This is a genomic window from Vibrio sp. V04_P4A5T148 (assembly GCF_963875605.1).
In the GTDB taxonomy this organism is placed as follows: domain Bacteria; phylum Pseudomonadota; class Gammaproteobacteria; order Enterobacterales; family Vibrionaceae; genus Vibrio; species Vibrio anguillarum.
This window is the reverse complement of record NZ_CAWNMS010000001.1, coordinates 1-3,132: the sequence shown is the minus strand read 5'-3', so window position 1 is coordinate 3,132 and position 3,132 is coordinate 1. Positions and strand designations below refer to the sequence as shown.

The window sequence follows — 3,132 nt, the reverse complement described above, 5'->3', positions numbered from 1 at the left end:
CACAAAAACCAACGCACAGTAAAAATGCCACGCGTTGGCTGTCCCTCTTGAACCGTTTGTTATGCTTAAGCTTCAATGACTTACGTTTTACCCAAACCAAGATTAACTCGACTTTAACTCACGAACAAAATCCAAAAAGCCAAAAACTAAAATGACTCATAATTTTGAAAATCAGACTTTGAACTTTGGCAGCTAAAACGAAAAAACCTAAGACCAAATTTCCGATTGAGCCACCCGTCATAACCTCGTGCTTGCCCGAAAATTGAATGAGGCAATTCGCTGAATTTCCAGCGCCAAAGAATAATTGTCCGGAAAACCGCGCCCACTGAAGCCAACTTGCCGAGAAACACAAAACTCACAAGCCAAGGGAACAAAGAACAATCATAAACCACTGATTTTTGGTGATTAAGCATAACGCCCGGCTAAGGGGTTGACAACGCACAGCCGAACTCAAAAAACACACTATAAACACTTAACTTCAATTTTGTACTAAAGCCGCCACGCGTTGGCAATCCCTCTTGAGCCGTTTGTTAGGCCAACCGATTGACAACGATACTTTCAAAACCCAAGAGCAAGGCTTTTTGTAAATTTTAAGCAAACTAACCCATTCATTTATAAACCAAAATACCAACTCAGCAAAGAAACAAAAAACTCAAATTGAGCGATTTGGAAGAAAAGTGACGAGCGTAGCATGCTCGGCGGACGTTTGGATGCTGAAGGTTATTTTGCCGATGAATTCACAACGAAAAGCAACCCAACGCGATCAAGAAACAGCAAATATATGATGATTATTTATTGCTTAAGTTCGGCCAGAGAACATGGGATTTACCGTTCAATTCAAACTCGTTTTAGCTGATAAAAACTCACTTTGCCTAACGCCCGCTTAAGGGGCAGCCAACGCTACTACCACGCTTCCGCATAACATCCTAATCACAAAAACCAACGCATGATAAAAATGCCGCGCGTTGGCTGTCCCTCTTGAAGCGTTTGTTAGCTGTTTTTACTGAGCCATTCATCAAAAGCTTCCTTAGAAACATTTGTTAATATTGAGTTATATTTATCTTTGTCACTCAAGTAAAGACAATGGCGAATAATTGTATATGGGTTTAATTTCTCATTGGAGCCTTCCAATGATTCAAAATAAGCCTTGTACTCTTTTACTTTTGAAATTGTTGCTTTCATATACTCATTAAAGTCAGTCCGAGTAATTTGTGGCTCTTTCGATATAATTTCTTGAGTAAAACCGTCAACTTTGTGAGCTTCAAATTCATAATTATTAAAAAAGTGGTTGGCAATTTTCAGGAAGCCAAAAACTGTAAGTAAACCATTACCACTCGATTTTCTTGAGCTTTCATTAGAAACTGAATTACCAGCCGAACCTGATGGTATTTCTGTGTATTCCTGCTTTGCCTTCTCAATTTCAGCCTCTGTAGAAGTTCTGATTTCACGAAACTCTCTATCTGCAAGCTCAAACAGTGCCGCAAGAGTGTTGATTCTTCTTTTCAATTGATTAGGAATCGATTTCTTATACTTGATTTTATGATCTAAGACACTCCATGAGTCTTGTATAATTGTACGAATTTGAATTTCAAAACCAAATCCTATAAAAGCCTGATACTCTGGCATACCTCTCCGCTGTTCACCAAGTTTAAGATCTAAATGTAGACCTTTATAGCCAAAAGAGTCCTCCGTGCTTTCAATTTGTGAAATTTTATCTGTAACATCAATTATTTCAAAATGTTGCTGCAATACTTCTTGGATATTCTCAATATCATCTTCATATAGACAAACAACTCTCAAACCAATTAGATCAGAAATATGATCTTTAATTTCATAAGGCGTATTTTCAGATTCAAGAGTCTTACGGTACTTAAGATTGAACTTGCGGATACATTCTTCTTTATCTTTAACCCTACCCTCAATTTTTGAAATTGCTATACCGCCGGAATGTCGCAGCAATGCTTCAATCAAAGTACAGAATGAATTAGTTGCACCTTCTAGCAATCCTAAGTTATCAGAATAAAACTCTCTGAATGCATGTTTTTCCGCATCAAAATCTAGTGACGCCATTATTACTCCTATTCTTATCCAAAACAGCTAACGCCGCGTTAAGTGGTGAGCAACGCTGACCACTGAACCTAAAGCATTGTGCCGTAAACACTAAAGCTGAATCAAACCGAAAATGCCAAGCGTTGGGAATCCGTCTTAAACGCTTTGTTATAAGCGTACTTGAAGCGCCCTACTTTCCCTTTGCTTGCGCATATGGATTTGGTTTTTGTGGTTCTAACGATGATTTCTTTGGTTTGTACTCAACGTCCCTAACAGGTTCTAATTCCGGTTCCCACGGATTGAAACCACCAGAAAAGCTACTATTTGACCCACTGCGCTTTAGTTTTTGTGTACGGCCACGTTCATAATCGTCAAACTCTGAAGAGTCTTCAGGATATGGATTTACATAATCGGAATAAAGACATGATTTAAAGCCCTCTTCATATGCTTTAGTTCCCATAAAGATCTCCTTATTTTCATTAGCTTATAACGCCCGGCTAAGGGGTTGACAACGCACCGCCGGACTCAAAAAACACACTGTAAACACTGAACTTCAATTTTGCACTAAAGTCGCCACGCGTTGGCAATCCCTCTTGAGCCGTTTGTTATGCAAATTCAATGAGATAAACCGAATTTATACGACCAAAAGCCACGATTGCAATGGTTAAGTGATTCAAGAATCAACCCAAGCAAGAGCCGTGATAAATAAGCCGCCAAAACAAAGTTCACCTTTCAGCAACAAACCAAGCTTTTGAATCAGACAAACTCAACGAGCGAAACCTTCAGCAAGTACAAAATGCTCGATAAACTTGCCCTTTCCACACTTTGCGCCCGCAAGATTCACAACAAGCCAGCGCCAAAACCGATTGAGGCAAACAAAGAACCTTGCCAGTTTTACGGCTTGAGTTAACCACGAATTTTAGGGTAAAAAGCTCATTTGCCGACAACACAAAACGAATGGCAGGAGAAACCTAAAAAGATTGAACCCCTAGATTTACCTGAGTTGCATAACGCCCGGCTAAGGGGTTGACAACGCATAGCCGAACTCAAAAAACACACTGTAAACACTGAACTTCAATTTTG

General features: G+C 39.4%; 2 protein-coding genes. Both read right to left on the bottom strand.

The window, feature by feature from the left end:
* Positions 1 to 990: 990 nt before the first annotated feature.
* A complete protein-coding gene (locus AACT18_RS00010; RefSeq protein ID WP_094145924.1) occupies positions 991 to 2,070 on the bottom strand; it encodes a GTP pyrophosphokinase in 1,080 nt (359 codons plus the stop codon).
* A 169-nt stretch (positions 2,071 to 2,239) separates the two neighbouring features.
* A complete protein-coding gene (locus tag AACT18_RS00005; RefSeq protein WP_094145925.1) occupies positions 2,240 to 2,509 on the bottom strand; it encodes a hypothetical protein in 270 nt (89 codons plus the stop codon).
* Between the last annotated feature and the right edge of the window lie 623 nt (positions 2,510 to 3,132).

Coding starts and splice junctions, on each gene's coding strand:
- AACT18_RS00010 (WP_094145924.1), bottom strand. CDS start 2,070: ATGGCGTCACTAGATTTTGATGCGGAAAAACATGCATTCAGAGAGTTT.
- AACT18_RS00005 (WP_094145925.1), bottom strand. CDS start 2,509: ATGGGAACTAAAGCATATGAAGAGGGCTTTAAATCATGTCTTTATTCC.